General features: G+C 68.3%; 16 protein-coding genes. 11 read left to right on the forward strand and 5 right to left on the reverse strand.

The features are described from left to right. Nucleotides 1-2 precede the first annotated feature (2 nt). Nucleotides 3-806 carry a c-type cytochrome gene (locus tag LC452_RS18185; RefSeq protein ID WP_223627901.1) on the reverse strand — a complete coding sequence of 268 codons (804 nt, stop codon included), beginning with the start codon at nt 804-806 and terminating at the stop codon, nt 3-5. A gap of 20 nt (nt 807-826) precedes the next feature. Continuing rightward, nucleotides 827-1,480: a heme-copper oxidase subunit III gene (locus LC452_RS18190; protein ID WP_223627903.1), complete on the reverse strand. Its 654-nt coding sequence runs from the start codon at nt 1,478-1,480 to the stop codon at nt 827-829. Between the two features lie 192 nt (nt 1,481-1,672). Here LC452_RS18190 and trpD point away from each other — a divergent pair, with 192 nt between their 5' ends. Continuing rightward, on the forward strand, nt 1,673-2,743 hold the full coding sequence (gene trpD / locus LC452_RS18195; protein WP_223627905.1) for an anthranilate phosphoribosyltransferase: 1,071 nt from the start codon (nt 1,673-1,675) through the stop codon (nt 2,741-2,743). Between the two features lie 2 nt (nt 2,744-2,745). Further along, nucleotides 2,746-3,732 carry a PHP domain-containing protein gene (locus tag LC452_RS18200; RefSeq protein ID WP_223627907.1) on the forward strand — a complete coding sequence of 329 codons (987 nt, stop codon included), beginning with the start codon at nt 2,746-2,748 and terminating at the stop codon, nt 3,730-3,732. A 12-nt stretch (nt 3,733-3,744) separates the two neighbouring features. Here LC452_RS18200 and LC452_RS18205 read toward each other — a convergent pair whose 3' ends face one another. The 3 genes from LC452_RS18205 to LC452_RS18215 all read right to left on the reverse strand — a co-directional run bounded on the left by LC452_RS18205 (nt 3,745) and on the right by LC452_RS18215 (nt 6,001). Next, nucleotides 3,745-4,680: a 5'-3' exonuclease gene (locus LC452_RS18205; protein WP_223627909.1), complete on the reverse strand. Its 936-nt coding sequence runs from the start codon at nt 4,678-4,680 to the stop codon at nt 3,745-3,747. A 29-nt stretch (nt 4,681-4,709) separates the two neighbouring features. Next, nucleotides 4,710-5,105: a hypothetical protein gene (locus LC452_RS18210; protein ID WP_223627911.1), complete on the reverse strand. Its 396-nt coding sequence runs from the start codon at nt 5,103-5,105 to the stop codon at nt 4,710-4,712. Nucleotides 5,106-5,512: 407 nt separating this feature from the next. Continuing rightward, a complete protein-coding gene (locus tag LC452_RS18215) occupies nt 5,513-6,001 on the reverse strand; it encodes a hypothetical protein (protein WP_223627912.1) in 489 nt (162 codons plus the stop codon). A 261-nt stretch (nt 6,002-6,262) separates the two neighbouring features. Here LC452_RS18215 and rpsA point away from each other — a divergent pair, with 261 nt between their 5' ends. The 9 genes from rpsA (at nt 6,263) to LC452_RS18260 (ending at nt 16,373) form a co-directional block, all read left to right on the forward strand. Further along, complete coding sequence (gene rpsA, locus LC452_RS18220; protein WP_046012610.1) at nt 6,263-7,717, forward strand: 30S ribosomal protein S1; 1,455 nt, start codon at nt 6,263-6,265, stop codon at nt 7,715-7,717. Nucleotides 7,718-7,868: 151 nt separating this feature from the next. Further along, nucleotides 7,869-8,720, forward strand: a complete 852-nt coding sequence (locus LC452_RS18225; protein ID WP_223627914.1) for an ABC transporter ATP-binding protein — start codon at nt 7,869-7,871, stop codon at nt 8,718-8,720. Continuing rightward, nucleotides 8,717-9,763: an aliphatic sulfonate ABC transporter substrate-binding protein gene (locus tag LC452_RS18230; RefSeq protein WP_223627916.1), complete on the forward strand. Its 1,047-nt coding sequence runs from the start codon at nt 8,717-8,719 to the stop codon at nt 9,761-9,763. Before LC452_RS18225 ends, LC452_RS18230 begins: the two co-directional genes overlap by 4 nt. Beyond that, entirely contained in the window at nt 9,760-10,620 is an 861-nt protein-coding gene (locus tag LC452_RS18235; RefSeq protein ID WP_223627918.1) for an ABC transporter permease, read from the forward strand. The genes LC452_RS18230 and LC452_RS18235 overlap by 4 nt, the downstream gene beginning before the upstream one ends. Continuing rightward, complete coding sequence (acs, locus tag LC452_RS18240) at nt 10,617-12,629, forward strand: acetate--CoA ligase (protein ID WP_263294303.1); 2,013 nt, start codon at nt 10,617-10,619, stop codon at nt 12,627-12,629. Before LC452_RS18235 ends, acs begins: the two co-directional genes overlap by 4 nt. A 21-nt stretch (nt 12,630-12,650) precedes the next feature. Beyond that, a complete protein-coding gene (locus LC452_RS18245; RefSeq protein WP_223627921.1) occupies nt 12,651-13,955 on the forward strand; it encodes an O-acetylhomoserine aminocarboxypropyltransferase/cysteine synthase family protein in 1,305 nt (434 codons plus the stop codon). Then, a complete protein-coding gene (locus LC452_RS18250) occupies nt 13,952-14,533 on the forward strand; it encodes a CoA-binding protein (protein ID WP_223627922.1) in 582 nt (193 codons plus the stop codon). The genes LC452_RS18245 and LC452_RS18250 overlap by 4 nt, the downstream gene beginning before the upstream one ends. A 32-nt stretch (nt 14,534-14,565) precedes the next feature. Then, nucleotides 14,566-15,165: a dephospho-CoA kinase gene (gene coaE, locus LC452_RS18255; protein WP_223627924.1), complete on the forward strand. Its 600-nt coding sequence runs from the start codon at nt 14,566-14,568 to the stop codon at nt 15,163-15,165. After that, a complete protein-coding gene (locus LC452_RS18260) occupies nt 15,162-16,373 on the forward strand; it encodes an MFS transporter (protein ID WP_223627926.1) in 1,212 nt (403 codons plus the stop codon). Before coaE ends, LC452_RS18260 begins: the two co-directional genes overlap by 4 nt.

The following is a 16,373-nucleotide window of genomic DNA, read 5'->3' on the forward strand; positions in this document are numbered from 1 at the left end:
CGTCAGTTGGACTTCGCCGTGATCCACACGGTGATGGCGACGAGCGCGCCGATGCCGAAGATCCACACGAACAGTCCCTCGGACACGGGGCCGAGGTTGCCGAGGGTGAAGCCGCCGACCGGCACGGCCTTCTGCTGGAAGAGCAGAGCCGAGATGATGTCGCGCTTGTCCTCGTCGGACAGGTTCATGTCGCCGAAGACCGGCATGTTCTGCGGGCCGGTGACCATCGCCGCGTACATGTGCAGCGCGCTGGTCTCGGTCAGACCGGGGGCGTACTTGCCCTCGGTGAGGGCACCACCGGCGGCCGACACGTTGTGGCACATCGCGCAGTTGACGCGGAACAGCTCCGCGCCCTTCGCGACATCGCCCTCGCCGTCGATCGTGTGAGCGCTCGGGTAGGTCGGGCCGGGAGCGACCGACTGCACGTAAGAGGCGATCGCGCGGATCTGCTCCTCGGTGAACTGCGGCGTCTTCTGCGGGGCCTGCGGTCCCTGCATCTGCAGCGGCATGCGGCCGGTGGAGAGCTGGAACTCTGCCGCCAGCTCGCCGACGCCATAGAGGCTCGGGCCGTCGGCCGTTCCCTGCAGGTCGAGACCGTGGCAGGTGGCGCAGTTGGCCGTGAACAGCTTCTCGCCGTCCTCGACCGTCAGCTGGGTCGATGCAGCAGCCTGTGTGTCGGTCGCCGCGAACGCGGCGGATGCACCGGCGTACACCGCGCCGGTGATCATGAGGCCTGCTCCGATGAGCGCGGCCGCCGCCAAAGGGCTGCGACGACCGCCGGAACGGCGCTTCTTCTCTCGTGCCATCTCGGGGATCAGCTCCGCTCTTATTTCAGGAAGTAGATAACGAGGAACAGCACGATCCAGACGACGTCGACGAAGTGCCAGTAGTAGGACACCACGATCGAGGAGGTCGCCTCCTTGTGCCGGAAGTTCTTGACGGCGTACGCGCGGCCGATCACGAGCAGGAAGGCGATGAGCCCGCCGGTGACGTGCAGGGCGTGGAAGCCGGTGGTCAGGTAGAACGCCGACGCGTAGGAGTCGGCGCTGATGGGCATGCCCTCAGCGACCAGCTGTGCGTACTCCCACACCTGGCCGGAGACGAAGATCGCGCCGAGGGCGAAGGTGAGGAAGAACCACTCGACCATGCCCCAGCCGAAGATGCGGTGACGGCCTGCGCCGTTCTTCTTGCCCTTGGCGAGCCGGTACGGCTGCAGGTCCTCCGCGGCGAACACACCCATCTGGCAGGTGAACGAGGAGAGCACCAGGATCGCGGTGTTGACTGCTGCGAACGGAACGTTCAGCAGCTCGGTCCGGGCAGCCCAGAGCTCGGGTGAGGTGCTGCGGAGAGTGAAGTAGATCGCGAAGAGTCCCGCGAAGAACATCACCTCGCTGCCGAGCCACACAATGGTGCCGACAGCTACCGGGTTGGGCCGCTTGATCGTTCTCGCCGCCGGGGCATACGTCGCTGAGGTCGTCACCCTTCCATTATGTCCGATCCTCGGGGGTGATTCTTGCACCAGGGGCCCTCGTTTTGCCCTTCTCCGACTTAGGGGACCCTAAGAAAACACTGCGAATCCTCGGTGAATACGCGGGAAACGCCGGATGCTCGCGCAACGGGCGCGCGTCATGATCCGTCTGCACGTTTTCTCGGCGCCGATAGGATCGCACACATGGCTGATTCCCTGACCTGGTCCGATGTGCTCACCTCTCTTCTGGAGCGCCGCGACCTCACCGTCTGGGAGTCCACGTGGGCCATGCGCCAGATCATGCAGGGGAGCGTCACCGAGGCGCAGCTCGCCGGGTTCCTCGTCGCGCTCCGTGCGAAGGGAGAGACGATCGACGAGATCGTCGGCTTCCGCGATGCGATCCTCGAGGCTGCCGTTCCGCTTCCCGTCTCGCCGAACGTGCTCGACATCGTCGGTACCGGTGGAGACCGCGTCGGCACGGTGAACGTGTCGACGACCGCAGCGATCATCGTCGGCTCCGCGGGAATCCCGGTCGTCAAGCACGGCAATCGCGCCGCGAGCTCGGCGTCGGGCGCCTCCGACGTCCTCGGGGCGCTGGGACTGGAGCTGTCGCTCGACCCCGCGGCCGTGGCATCCATCCTCGATCGCACGGGGATAACGTTCGCGTGGGCCGGTGCCTTCCACCCCGGCTTCAGGCACGCTGGTCCGGTGCGCGCCCAGCTGGGTGTGCCGACCGTCTTCAACATGCTCGGACCGCTCTGCAACCCGGCGCGCGCCGAGGCGAACGCCGTCGGCGTCGCGCAGATCGAGCGCGTGCCGCTGATCACGGGCGTGTTCCGCACCCGTGGCGCGACCGCATTGGTGTTCCGTGGCGATGACGGGCTCGACGAGCTCACCACCACCGGTCACAGCCGGATCTGGGAGGTCACCCGCGGTGACATCCACGAGCACGATCTGGATCCGCGCGATCTCGGCATCCCGATCGCGGAGCTCGCGGATCTGATCGGCGGTTCTCCGCAGCACAACGCCGAGATCCTCCGCCGAACACTGGCCGGAGAATCCGGGGCGGTGCGCGACATCGTCCTGCTCAACGCCGCGGCCGGCATCGTCGCGTTCGAGCTGTCGCAGGATGCCGGGCAGGTGCAGCGTCCGATCCTCGAGCGTCTTCGTGAAGGGTATGAGCGCGCTGCTGCTGCTGTGGACGACGGCCGTGCACTCGCGAAGCTGGACGAGTGGATCGGCGTGAGCCGCGAGTTGGCCTCCCGCGCGGAGTGATCATGGATCCCGTCGACGCGCTGCTCGAGATCGCTTCTCTGCTGGAGCGCGAGCGCGCGTCGCGGTATCGCGCCAAGGCGTTCCGCCAGGCGGCGCAGACGCTGCAGGATCTCCCCGACGACGTGCAGGCGGATCCGACCCGGCTGCGGGCGGCGCGCGGCATCGGCGAGTCGACGTTCGCCGTCATCCGCCAGGCGCAGTCCGGCCAGGTTCCGGACTATCTCGTCGAGCTCCGTGGCGATGTCGAGCCGGAGATCGTCTCCGAGCTGCGCGCCAAGCTGCGCGGCGATCTGCATGCGCACACGGACTGGTCGGACGGCACGACGTCGATCCCGGTGATGGCGGCGGCGGCGCGGGCCCAGGGACACGAGTATCAGGCGATCACGGACCATTCCCCGAGGTTGCGGGTGGCGCGAGGGCTCTCGGCCGAGCGGCTGCGCGAGCAGATGCCCCTGGTGCGAGCGGAGTCGGGTGACGGGTTCACGCTGCTCGCCGGGATCGAGGTCGACATCCTCGACGACGGGTCGCTGGACCAGGAGGATTCGCTCCTCGCGGAGCTCGACATCGTCGTCGCCTCGGTGCATTCCAAACTGCGCATGGACCGGCGCCCGATGACCGCGCGCATGATCGCCGCTGTGTCGCACCCGCGGGTGAACGTGCTGGGGCACTGCACCGGGCGGCTCGTCCAGGGCGACCGGGGGACTCGTCCGCAGTCGGAGTTCGACGCGGCTGCCGTGTTCGCCGCCTGTGCAGAGAACGGTGTCGCGGTGGAGATCAACTCCCGGCCGGAGCGGCAGGATCCTCCGGATGACCTGATCGCGATCGCCCTCGAGGCCGGATGCCTGTTCTCGATCGACTCGGACGCCCATGCCCCCGGGCAGCTGTCGCTCCTCGATCACGGCGCCGAGCGCGCGGAGCACGCGGGGGTTCCGGCGTCGCGGATCGTCACGACCTGGGGCCTCGAGAGGCTCCTGTCCTGGGCGGAGTGACTCGGGACTGAGTCAGCCGGCTGCGTTCGAGACGGCGGCGACGGCGCGGGTCATCGAGCCTCCGAGGTTCCACTTGTCGGCGAGGGCTGTCGCGGCGTCTGCCTCGGCAGGGTCGAGCTCGTGCAGCGGGATGCCCGGATCGGTGATGGGCAGAGACTTCGCGACGGCGACGACGGTCGGTGCGACATCGAGGTACGCGGTCGAGGCGAGGATCTTCGCCCGCACTCCGGCGCTCATTCCCTCTCCGGCCTCCGCAGCGGCGCGGATGCCTTCGAGGTCGGCGTGGGCCTGGAGCAGTGTGGCTGCGGTCTTGTCTCCGACGCCGGCCACGCCGGGCAGTCCGTCGGAGGCGTCGCCGCGCATCGTGGCGAAGTCGGCGTACTGCGAGGGGAGCACTCCGTATTTCGCGACGACGGTCGCGTCGGTGACGATCTCGAGGTTGCTCATGCCCTTGGCCGTATAGATGACCCGCACGTCACGTGCATCGTCGATGAGCTGGAACAGATCGCGGTCTCCGGTGACGATGTCGACCGGAATGGCGGAGTTCGAGGCGAGCGTGCCGATCACGTCGTCGGCCTCATGCTCGGCGACGCCGATGATCGGGATGCCGATGGCTCCGAGCGTCTCGCGGATGAGCGGGATCTGCGCCTCGAGCGGGTCGGGGACCTCTTCGACGTCGGGCCCGGCGGGAACGACCTCGACGACGCGGTGCGCCTTGTAGCTCGGGATCAGATCGACTCGCCACTGCGGACGCCAGTCGTCGTCCCAGCAGGCGATCACGTGCGTGGGCTCGTACAGGGTGACGAGCTTCGCGATGATGTCGAGCAGACCGCGGGCCGCGTTGATGGGGGAGCCGTCGGGCGCCGTCACCTTGTCGGGAACGCCGTAGAAGGCGCGGAAGTAGAGGCTTGCGGTGTCGAGCAGCATGAGGCGGTCGGCGCGGGGCATGGACTCAGAGTAACGACGACCGGCGACGTTCAGCACCCGGGTGCTGTGGGTTGCTCGACGCAGGTCCGTGCGACGAGGGCGGTGTGCGCCTCGAAGATGCGGATCTGCTGAGGAGGGCCGTCGATGGAGAGCTGTCCCTCGACCGGGAACCATCCGGTGCCGAGGTCGACCTCGGCCGTGTAGCGGACCGTGACGCTCGCGTCGTATGTGCCCCGCTCGCGATAGATGTGACTGGTGGCGGTGGGAGTGAACGACGCCTGGCCGAGCGCCGACCAGGTCTGACCGCCGGTGGTCGTGGACGCCGTGTCGCCGTCGCCGTAGCGGAAGTCATATCCGACCGGAGTGAACCGCACGGTGACCGGGATGCCGAAGAGAGCGCCGGTGCGTATATGGGCGGATGCCGCAGCGACGAAGTTCGTCGGCATGCCGGCTACGCCGAGGTTGGCGGGTTCGCCGATGGCCGCGACCGGATCGGGGGCGAACTGTGCGAGGTCGGTGAGGGTGATCGGGGCAACGCCGGGATCGCTCGGCGGAGCAGTCGGATCAACCGGGCCTGGCGTCAGAGGGCAGACGCGGAGGTGTGTGATCGATCGCTCGCACAACTTGAAAGGGGGCGGAGCGGGCGGGCCTTGATCGCCCGGGGAGCCATTCCCGATCGGCGATGAACCGGGCTTAGATCCGGGGACGGGTATCGAGCCGCCGACTGTGAGCTTGGTGCCGTCGCTCGAGGTGCAGAGTCCTGCCTTACCCATCGCTTCGGTGCACCCAGCTTTCAAGACGCCCGGGAACAGTGGGAGCACCAGCACGAGTAGTAACCCGGTGGCGCGAAGCCTCAGCAAGTGGGGTCTCCGACAGCTTCTGACTTAGCGATCAGGAGCTCAGTCTCGGTTCTGACGAATGTCACATCAAGAGCTAGTAAGTCGACGCGATCTATCGGAGTCACGTCATCTCCCGATCGGTTCAAGACGACCACATTCGACACGTCAACGCAGACACGTGCTTGGATGACCACGTTGGCGGCCCCGACGTCGATCTCAAGCCCAGTAAACGACTCGATCTCGCTCGCTCCTTCGAGTGTTAGACCGTTCTCTTGTAGATAGCGGGTCGTTGCGAGTTCGCCCTCCAGTGCGGATCCCGTAAGAAAGTCGATACCGTCTCCGGTTGTGTTGCCTGCCTCGTTGTACGCCCTGTACGTCTCCTCCGCCGCCGCGAACGCCTCTTCCTCAGACGCGAACGCCGGAGTCGGCGTTGGCGTGGGTTCCGGCGTGGGGGAGCACCCGACGAGCGCGGGGCACATCAACGCGAGCGCGATGATCGGCACAGACACAGAGCGAGGCAGATTCACCCGGTCAAGGTAGCCCGACGCGGCAACAGCGCGCAGGAGTTATCCACAGGCCAGAATCGCGAAACACGAGTCCCACCGGCATCCGTACTTCTGATAACCTGAGATGTCACTCGTGGCGTGCCTACGCATGCCCTCGTGGCAGAATACCAAAATCCAACCGCTGTGAAGCATGCTGTCGGCCGTGCGCGGCCTTTGCGTCTCAGCCTGAGACTCCATCCAACAAGGACAACCCACTACATGACTACCGCAACGACCGCCCCGGCCACCAAGCAGGTCGCCATCAACGACATCGGATCTGCTGAGGACTTCCTGGCCGCGGTCGAGAAGACCCTGAAGTTCTTCAACGACGGCGACATCATCGAAGGCACGATCGTCAAGATCGACCGCGATGAGGTTCTGCTCGACGTCGGATACAAGACCGAGGGTGTCATCCCCTCGCGCGAACTCTCCATCAAGCACGACGTCGACCCCAACGAGGTCGTCAAGGTCGGCGACGAGGTCGAGGCTCTCGTTCTCCAGAAGGAGGACAAGGAAGGCCGTCTGATCCTCTCCAAGAAGCGTGCTCAGTACGAGCGTGCCTGGGGAGACGTCGAGAAGATCAAGGAGAACGACGGCGTCGTCACCGGTACGGTCATCGAGGTCGTCAAGGGTGGACTCATCGTCGACATCGGCCTCCGTGGCTTCCTGCCGGCCTCGCTCATCGAGCTGCGCCGCGTCCGCGACCTCACGCCGTACCTCGGCCAGGAGATCGAGGCCAAGATCCTCGAGCTCGACAAGAACCGCAACAACGTCGTCCTCAGCCGCCGCGCGCTGCTCGAGCAGACGCAGTCGGAGTCGCGCACCACGTTCCTGAACAACCTGCACAAGGGTCAGGTCCGCAAGGGTGTCGTGTCGTCGATCGTCAACTTCGGTGCGTTCGTCGACCTGGGCGGCGTGGACGGCCTCGTGCACGTCTCCGAGCTGTCCTGGAAGCACATCGAGCACGCCTCCGAGGTCGTCGAGGTGGGCCAGGAGGTCACCGTCGAGATCCTCGAGGTCGACCTCGACCGCGAGCGCGTCTCCCTGTCGCTGAAGGCGACGCAGGAGGACCCGTGGCAGGTCTTCGCCCGTACCCACGCGATCGGACAGGTCACGCCGGGTAAGGTCACGAAGCTCGTTCCGTTCGGTGCGTTCGTTCGCGTCGCAGACGGCATCGAGGGCCTCGTCCACATCTCCGAGCTCTCCAGCAAGCACGTCGAGCTGGCCGAGCAGGTCGTCTCCGTCGGTGAAGAGGTCTTCGTCAAGGTCATCGACATCGACCTCGAGCGTCGCCGCATCTCGCTGTCGCTCAAGCAGGCCAACGAGTCGGTCGACCCCAACGGCACCGAGTTCGACCCGGCCCTCTACGGCATGGTCGCGGAGTACGACGACAACGGCGAGTACAAGTACCCGGAGGGCTTCGACGCCGAGACCGGTGCGTGGAAGGAAGGCTTCGACGCCCAGCGCGAGGCATGGGAGCAGGAGTACGCTGCAGCCCAGGCTCGCTGGGAGGCCCACAAGGCTCAGGTCACCAAGGCCGCAGAGGCCGAGGCAGAGGCCGGCGCCGACTTCGGCGGCCAGGTCTTCTCGAGCGAGGCGACCGGTGCAGGCACCCTCGCCGACGACGAGGCACTCGCGGCTCTCCGCGAGAAGCTGTCGGGCGGAAACGCGTAAGCACGCATCACGCTCTGAGAACGGGTCGTCACCTCTCCTTCGGGAGGGCGTGGCGGCCCGTTCTCGCGTCTCCCGCCTACGCGAATCCGATGCGTGACGGAACATTACGATCCCATTCGTAACATTCCCCGTACTCGGACAGCATGGGGGTATGACTGCCCTCCTCCCTGCGTCGCGCGCTGCGGACGCGTCGAGAACGGCAGGTCTGGCGCAGGCCGTGCGGCTCGAGAACATCGAGCGGTCCTTCCCGCTTCCGCAGGGACGACGCGAAGTGCTGCGCGGTGTGGACGTCGACATCACCGCCGGCGAGATCGTCGCCGTCGTCGGTCCGTCCGGATGCGGCAAGTCGACGCTCCTGCGCCTCGTCGGCGGGCTGGACGCGCCGACACGTGGCAGCATCCGCCTGGACGGCACGGGCGTGGCCGACGTCGACGAGCGCACCGCCGTCGCGTTCCAGGAACCCCGGCTCCTGCCCTGGCGCACCCTCGCGCAGAACGTCGAACTCGGGCTCCCGCGCGGCACTGCCCGCCGAGCCGGACGCGAACGCGTGCACGAACTGCTGCACCTCGTCGGCCTCGAGCATGCGGCCGACCAGCGTCCGCGCGAAGTGTCCGGCGGCATGGCGCAGCGCGCCTCGCTGGCCCGGGCACTTGCCCGCAACCCCGGCGTGCTCCTCCTCGACGAGCCGTTCGGCGCCCTCGACGCGCTCACCCGGTTGCGCATGCACGACCTGCTGCTGAAGATCCACGCCGCGGAGCCCACCACGATCCTCCTCGTCACCCACGACGTCGAGGAAGCCCTGTACCTCGCCGATCGTGTGCTGCTGCTGCGCACGCTCAGCGACGACCCCGGCGACAGCGCGACCTCCATCGCGCGCACCGTCGCCGTGCCCGGCATCCGTCCCCGCGACCGCGCCGATCGCGGCCTCGCCGACCTGCGCGCCGAGCTCCTCGAAGGACTCGGCGTCGACACCCACCACCGCATCACCGAGGAGACCCGATGAGCACCATCACCCGCCGAATCCTTCCCGCCATCGCGATCGCCGGAACGATGATGCTCGTCGCGACCGGTTGCGTGGCGGGCGAGAACGCGAAGGCCGATGCGCCCGAGAGCGAGAGCACCGCGGGAGCGACCGAGTGGTCGTCCGACACCCTTTCGATCGACTTCGCGACGTACAACCCGCTGAGCCTCGTCATCAAGGACCAGGGCATCCTCGAGGAGATCCTCGGTGACGACGTCGCGGTCGAGTGGATCCAGTCCGCGGGCTCGAACAAGGCCAACGAGCTGCTGCGCTCCGGTTCGGTCGACGTCGGTTCGACCGCGGGCTCCGCGGCACTGCTGGCGCGCGCCAACGGCTCGCCGATCCAGGTCATCGACATCTTCTCGCAGCCCGAATGGTCGGCGATCGTGGTCGGACCCGACAGCGACATCACCTCGGTCGAAGACCTCAAGGGCAAGTCCGTCGCCGCGACGAAGGGCACCGACCCCTACTTCTTCCTGCTCCAGGCGCTCGAAGAGGGCGGCCTCTCGCTCTCCGACGTCGAGGTGCAGAACCTCCAGCACGCCGACGGCCGCGCCGCCCTCGACGGCGGATCGGTCGCCGCCTGGGCCGGACTCGACCCGATCATGGCCGCGGCAGAGGCGGAGTCGGGCGACAAGCTGATCTACCGCAACGTCGACTTCAACACCTACGGCTTCCTCAACGCCACCGAGGACTTCATCACGAACCACCCCGACCTCGCCCAGGCCGTCGTCGACGCTTACGAGCAGGCGCGCGAGTGGGCGCTCGAGAACCCCGAGGAGACGGCGGCGCTGCTCGCGGAGGTCGCCGGCATCGACATCGACGTGGCGACGACCGTCATCGAGGATCGCTCGAACCTCGACGTCAGCGGCATCCCCGGTGACGACCAGATCGCCGTGCTCGAGAAGATCGCTCCCGTGCTCGTGGAGTCCGGTGACGTGGCGGGCGGCAAGGAGTCCGTCGACAAGGCGCTCTCCTCGATCGTGAACGCGACGTTCGCCGAGAAGGCGGTCGGCGGCGAGTGACCGAAGCCGATCTGCGCGTCGTCGTCCCTGCGGATTCGCGGGACGCGCTCGACGCTGCCAAGGGGCGGCACCGGCGCGCGGATGCCGGTGCTCGCCGCGCCTGGGATCGACCTGTCGTGCGGATCCTCGCCGGCCTGGTGCTGCCGGTCGTCATCGTGCTGGCGTGGCAGATCGTCACGACGTCAGGCCTCGTGGAACCCTACCGCCTGCCGACGCCGGCGTCGGTCTTCCTCGCGGGCGTCGAGCTCGCCGAGAGCGGGCAGCTCTGGACGCACATCGCGATCTCGGTGCAGCGCGTCGTGCTCGGCTTCGCGATCGGTTCGGTCATCGGTCTCGCAGCAGCCGGAATCGTGGGGCTGTCGCGGCTCGGCGACGTGCTGCTCAGCCCGACCCTCGCCGCCGTGCGCGCGGTGCCGTCGCTCGCGTGGGTGCCGCTGCTCATCCTCTGGATGCAGATCGGCGAGGAGTCGAAGGTCACGCTGATCGCTATCGGCGCGTTCTTCCCCGTCTACACGACGGTCGCCTCAGCGCTCCGGCACGTCGATCCGCATCTCGTCGAGGCCGGCCGATCGTTCAGCCTGCACGGGTGGTCGCTGTTCCGCACGGTGCAGCTGCCGGCCGTGATCCCCTCGGTCGTGTCGGGTCTGCGTCTCGCGCTGGCTCAGGCGTGGCTGTTCCTCGTCGCCGCCGAGCTCATCGCCTCGTCGATGGGCCTGGGCTTCCTGCTGACCGACTCGCAGAACAGCGGACGCGTGGACCGCATCCTGCTCTCGATCGTGCTGCTGGCCGTGCTCGGCACGATCACCAACGGCATCCTCGCGCTGGCGGAGAAGTACCTGCTCAGAAGGTGGACCTGACCGTGACCGAGGCTCGACTCCAGGAATCGCGGGTCTACGCGCCTCCTGCGGATTTCGCCGCGCAGGCCAATATCGGTGCGGAGGCGTATGAGCGCGCGGCATCCGATCCGATCGCCTTCTGGGAAGAAGCCGCCCGTCGTCTCGACTGGGTCGAACCGTGGCATACGGCGCACGAGTGGGATCCGCCGACCGACGACGCGGTGCCGGCGGCTCGCTGGTTCCTCGGCGCCACGCTCAACGTCGCGGACAATTGCGTCGACCGGCACGTGCGGGCCGGACGCGGAGACAAGGTCGCCTTGCATTTCGAGGGGGAGCCGGGTGACGAGGTCTCCGTCACCTACGCAGACCTGCAGCGCCGGGTCGCGCAGGCCGCGCACGCGCTGGCCGCCCTCGGCATCCGTCCGGGGGATCGCGTCGTGATCTACCTGCCGGTGCTCGTGGAGACCGTGGTGATCACTCTCGCGTGCGCCCGCATCGGCGCCGTGCACTCGCTCGTCTTCGGCGGGTTCTCGGCCGAGGCCGTGCGGTTCCGGCTCGCGGACACCGGAGCGAAACTGCTCGTCACGAGCGACGGCCAGTTCCGCCGCGGCACCGCCACGGAGGTCAAGTCGACCGCCGACAGCGCTGCGGCCGACCTGCCCGACCTCGAGCACGTCCTCGTGCTGCGCCGCACGGGTCAGGACGTGCCGTGGACCGAGGGGCGCGACGTCTGGTGGCACGACGTCGTCGACACGGCATCGACCGAGCACGAGGCGCAGCCCTTCGACGCCGAGCATCCGCTCTTCATCATCTACACGTCCGGCACGACGGGGAAGCCGAAGGGCCTCGTCCACACCTCGGGCGGATACCTGACGCACGCGAGCTGGGCGCACTGGGCGCACTTCGACGCCAAGCCCGACGACGTGCACTGGTGCACCGCGGACCTCGCCTGGGTCACTGCGCACACCTACGAGATCTACGGTCCGCTGTCGAACGGACTCACCCAGGTGATCTACGAGGGGACCCCCGACACTCCGCACCGCGAGCGGCACCTCGAGATCATCGAACGCTACGGCGTCACGGTGTACTACACCGCGCCCACTCTGATCCGCACCTTCATGACCTGGTTCGGCGCTGACCTCCCGACCGGGCACGACCTGTCGACACTGCGTCTGCTGGGCACGGTCGGCGAGGCGATCAACCCCGAGGCCTGGATCTGGTTCCGTCGCAACTTCGGCCGCGACGAGCTGCCCATCGTCGACACCTGGTGGCAGTCCGAGACCGGCGCCGCGATGATCGCGCCGCTCCCGGGTTCGACGACCCTCAAGCCCGGTTCGGCGACCGTGCCGCTGCCGGGCATCGACGTCGCCGTGGTCGACGAGCAGGGGCGAGAGGTCGAGCCGGGGCGCTCGGGCACCCTGGTCGTGCGCCGACCGTGGCCGGGCATGGCGCGCACCGTGTGGGGCAACCCGCAGCGGTACCGCGACGCGTACTGGTCGGCGTACGCCGGACACGGAGACTTCGGCGGGTACTACGTCGCAGGAGACGGTGCGACGCGTGACCTCGACGGGTACATCTGGATCCTCGGGCGTCTCGACGACGTCGTGAACGTCTCGGGGCACCGGCTCTCCACCATCGAGATCGAATCCGCCCTGGTCGCGCACGACACGGTGGGCGAGGCGGGGTCCGCCGGAGTGTCGGATGCGGTGACCGGGCAGGCGGTCGTCGCGTTCGTGACGCCGTCCGGCCGCGCCGAAGTGACCCCGGCAGACCTCCGCGCGGAGGTCGCCCGCGCCATCGGACCGGTCGCGAAGCCGAAGCACGTCGTCGTGGTGCCCGACCTGCCGAAGACGCGCTCGGGCAAGATCATGCGCCGACTGCTCGCGCAACTCTGGGAAGCTGAACAGGACCGCCGGGCCGGCCGTGACCCGCAGGCGCTCGGAGACACCACTTCGCTGCAGAACCCCTGGGCCATCGATGACATCGCCGAGGTGCTCGCGGCCGCCGAACTCTCACCACGGTCTCCCTGACCACCCCGAACCGAGGACATCATGACGGAAGAACATCGCTTCGGGTTCCGCACCCGCGCCCTCCATGCGGGCGGAACCCCCGACGCGTCGACCGGTGCGCGCGCCGTGCCGATCTACCAGACGACCTCGTTCGTCTTCGACGACGCGGCGGATGCCGGCAACCTCTTCGCCCTGCAGAAGTACGGCAACATCTACTCGCGCATCGGCAACCCCACGGTCGCCGCGCTCGAAGAGCGCCTGGCCTCTCTCGAGGGCGGCATCGGTGCGGTGGCCACGGCATCCGGCATGAGCGCGGAGTTCATCACGTTCGCGGCTCTCGTCGGCGCCGGCGATCATGTCGTCGCCGCCGCACAGCTCTACGGCGGCACGGTGACGCAGCTGGACGTGACGCTCCGCCGCTTCGGCGTCGAGACCACCTTCGTCGCGTCGACCGACCCTGCCGACTACGCGGCCGCGATCCGTCCGGAGACGAAGGTCGTCTACGTGGAGATGATCGGCAACCCCTCGGGGGAGATCGCCGACATCGAAGGCCTGGCCGCGGTCGCGCACGAGGCCGGAGTGCCTCTCGTCGTCGATGCGACCCTGGCGACCCCGTACCTGGCCCGTCCGCTCGAGCACGGCGCCGACGTCGTGATCCACTCGGTGACGAAGTTCCTCGGCGGCCACGGCACGACCCTCGGCGGCGTGGTCATCGAGAAGGGCACGTTCGACTGGGGCAACGGCAAGTTCCCGCAGATGACCGAGCCCGTCGACTCGTACGGCGGCATCAAGTGGTGGGACAACTTCGGCGAATACGGCTTCCTCACGAAGCTGCGCTCCGAGCAGCTGCGCGACATCGGCCCTGCATTGAGCCCGCAGTCCGCGTTCAACCTGCTGCAGGGTGTCGAGACGCTCCCGCAGCGCATCGACGCGCACCTCGCGAACGCACGGATCGTCGCCGAATGGCTCGACTCCGACCCGCGTGTGGCGTACGTCACCTGGGCCGGACTCGAGGGGCACCCGCATCGTGATCGCGCGGCGAAGTATCTCCCGCTCGGACCCGGTTCCGTGTTCGCCTTCGGTGTCGCGGCCGACGACGGACGCGCAGCGGGGGAGACGCTGATCGAGAACCTGCAGCTCGCCTCGCACCTCGCGAACATCGGCGATGCCCGCACGCTCGTCATCCATCCCGCATCGACGACGCACCGTCAGCTCACCGAGGCACAGCTCGTCGCGGCCGGCGTGCGGCCGGACCTCATCCGCATCTCGGTGGGTCTCGAAGACGCCGACGACATCATCTGGGACCTCGACCAGGCCCTCACCATCGCGACAGGAGCGAACCGATGAGCGCGACGAATCTTCCGGCGGATGCGTGCGAGATCCCCGCGGTGACGGATGCCGCTGCCTGCGCACTGCCCGGCGGCGCCCCCGTCGTCCCCGGACGCACGTGGGTCGGCCCGAACCAGCAGGAGCGCTTCGGTCTGCTCCGCCGTGCCAAGTCGGTGGCGATCGTCGGCGCGTCGAACAACCCGGCGCGTGCCTCGTTCTTCGTGGCGACGTACCTGCTCTCCAGCACGGCCTATGACGTGTACCTCGTCAATCCACGCGAGAAGGAGATCCTCGGACGGCCGGTGTACGCCTCGCTGGCCGACCTTCCCGTGGTGCCGGATGTCGTCGACGTGTTCCGCCGGCACGAAGATCTTCCCGGTGTGGCGCAGGAGGCGATCGACATCGGCGCCCAGGCGCTGTGGCTGCAGCTCGGCTCCTGGAACGAGGATGCCGCGGCTCTCGCAGAGGACGCGGGGCTGTCCGTCGTCATGGACCGGTGCATCAAGATCGAGCATGCGCGTTTCCACGGCGGCCTCCACCTCGCCGGGTTCGACACCGGTGTGATCAGCTCCCGTCGTCAGCTGCTGTCGCGGTGAGCGCCTCGGTCCGCGAACTCTAGACTGGCCGCATGCCTCTCATCGCACTCACCGGCGGCATCGCGTCGGGGAAGTCGACCATCGCCCGGCGTCTGGCGGAGCACGGCGCCATCATCGTCGATGCCGATCAGATCGTGCGTGATGTGCAGGCGCCCGGCTCGCCGGTGCTGGACAGGATCGCGGAGACCTTCGGCGCCGATGTGATCGCGCCGGACGGTGCGCTCGACCGGGCGGCGCTCGGCGCCAAGGTGTTCGGAGATGCCGAGCTCCTGAAGCAGCTGAACGCCATCGTGCACCCTGCCGTGCGGCTCGAGTCGCAGCGGCGTTTCGAGCAGGCTGTCGCCGACGATCCGCAGGCCGTGGTGGTCTACGACGTGCCGCTGCTGGTCGAGGCCAGGGTCGACGACCCCTGGGACGCGATCGTCGTGGCGCACGCCCCGGCATCCGAGCGTCTCCGTCGCCTGGTCGAGCTGCGCGGGATGGACGAGCGCGCCGCGCAGGAGCGGATCGACGCGCAGGTCTCCGATGACGAGCGGCTGGCGATCGCGGATGTCGTGATCGACACCGCGGGCGAGCTCGCCGAGACGCATCGCCAGACGGATGCGCTCTGGGAGCGGATCCGCACGCAGTGAGCTTCTCCGGCCATGCGCCAGGATCACGGGAGTACAGGCGTCTGATCATCGGCCTGTTCTTCGCCGGGATCGCGACGTTCGCGCAGCTGTATTCGGCGCAGGCCGTGCTGCCGCAGATATCGGCCGATCTGTCGGTCGCACCGGCGACCGCGGCCCTCAGCGTGTCGGCTGCGACGCTCGGCCTCGCCCTCGCCGTCATCCCGTGGTCGGTCGTCGCGGATCGCATCGGACGCGTGCCGGCGATGGCCACCGGTGTCCTCACCGCCACGGTGGTCGGTCTCGTCGCTCCGCTGAGCGGCGAGATCGCCGTGCTCCTGGCCCTGAGGTTCGCCGAAGGCGTGGCGCTGGGGGCGGTGCCGGCAGTCGCTCTCGCTTATCTCAGCGAGGAGGTCGAGGGGCGGTACGCGGCCACGGCTGCGGGGAGCTACATCGCCGGCACCACGGTCGGCGGCCTGCTCGGGCGCATAGTGTCGGGGATCGTCGGAGAGGTCGGCGGGTGGCAGTCCGGAATCCTGTCGGTCGCGGCATTCTGCGCAGCCGCCGCTGTGCTGTTCCTGTGGCTCACCCCGCGGGCGAGGGGCTTCGTGCCGGGGCGTCTGCGCGCCGATCGCGGTCCCGGCATCCTGGAGAGACTGCGGGCGCCGCTGCGATCGCCGTTGCAATGGGCGCTCTACGCACAGGGGTTCCTGCTGATGGGGGCGTTCGTCGCCGTCTACAACTATCTGGGTTTCCACCTCTCCGCGGAGCCGTTCGATCTGCCGTCATGGCTGGTGACCCTGTTGTTCCTGGCGTATCTCGCCGGCACGGTGTCGTCGCCCTGGGCGGGCGGTCTCGCTTCCCGGATCGGTCGTTTCCCGGTGCTGCTCGGATCGATCGGCGTCATGGTGCTCGGCGCCGCGCTGCTGCTGGTGCCGATCGCCGCCGTGGTGCTCGTCGGACTGCTGCTCTTCACTGCCGGATTCTTCGGGGCGCACGCCGTCGCTTCGGGCTGGACCCCGGTCGCCGCCGGGCCCGCCAGCAGGGCGCAGGCGTCGTCGCTGTACTACTTCGCCTACTACGCGGGTTCGAGCCTCTTCGGGTGGGCGCTCGGTCTCGTGTTCGGCGGTGCCAGCTGGGGGTGGTTCGTGGCGGCCGTCGTGGCGATGTGCGCCGCGGCCGCTCTCGCCGCCTGGTCGGCCCTGCGGGGGACCGCGACCGCTCAGGGCTGA

It is taken from the genome of Microbacterium sp. EST19A (assembly GCF_019969685.1).
Classification (GTDB): Bacteria; Actinomycetota; Actinomycetes; order Actinomycetales; family Microbacteriaceae; genus Microbacterium.